Source organism: Herbaspirillum sp. C7C8, from assembly GCF_022627875.1.
Taxonomy (GTDB): domain Bacteria; phylum Pseudomonadota; class Gammaproteobacteria; order Burkholderiales; family Burkholderiaceae_D; genus Herbaspirillum.
The window spans coordinates 1-751 of record NZ_JABXGG010000049.1; the positions used below are offsets into that span (position 1 = coordinate 1).

Annotated in this window: 1 protein-coding gene; it reads left to right on the forward strand. The window is 64.7% G+C overall.

The genetic code is table 11. From position 1 onward, the window contains the following. Positions 1-5: 5 nt before the first annotated feature. Positions 6-751, forward strand: a 746-nt coding sequence (cydB, locus tag HWE01_RS22570; protein WP_241822949.1) for a cytochrome d ubiquinol oxidase subunit II, incomplete at its 3' end; no start/stop codon positions are given.

Sequence of the window (751 nt, forward strand, 5' to 3'; positions counted from 1 at the left end):
GCAGAATGATCTTCGATTACGAAACACTCAAACTGATCTGGTGGGCCTTCGTGGGCGTGCTCATCATCGGCTTCGCGCTCACCGACGGCTTCGACTTCGGCGTGGGCATGATGCTGCCCTTCGCCGGCAAGAACGATACCGAGCGGCGCATCCTGATCAACGCCATCGGCCCCACCTGGGAAGGCAACCAGACCTGGTTCATCACCGCCGGCGGCGCCACCTTCGCAGCCTGGCCGCTGGTCTATGCCACCGCCTTCTCGGGCTTCTACATCGCCCTGATGGTGCTGCTGTTCTCGCTGTTCTTCCGTCCGGTGGGCTTCGACTACCGCAGCAAGGTGGCCGATCCGCGCTGGCGCAATGCCTGGGACTGGGGGCTGTTCATCGGCGGTTTCGTGCCGCCCCTGATCTGCGGTGTGGCCTTCGGCAACCTGCTGCTGGGCGTGCCCTTCCACTATGACGACACCATGCGCGTGGAATACACCGGCAGCTTCTTTGCCCTGTTGAATCCCTTCGGTCTGCTGGCCGGTCTGCTGTCGGTGGCCATGCTGCTGATGCACGGTGCGGCGTTTGCCTTCGTCAAGACCGAGGCCGCCGTGGGCGAGCGTTCGCGCAAGACCGTCATCGGTGCGGCGCTGGTGACGGTGCTGCTGTTCGTGGCCGGTGGCTTCTGGGTGGCCCAGATGCCGGGCTACCGCATCACCGCCATGCCCGACGCCAACAGCGCCTTCACGCCCCTGGCCAAGACCGTGGA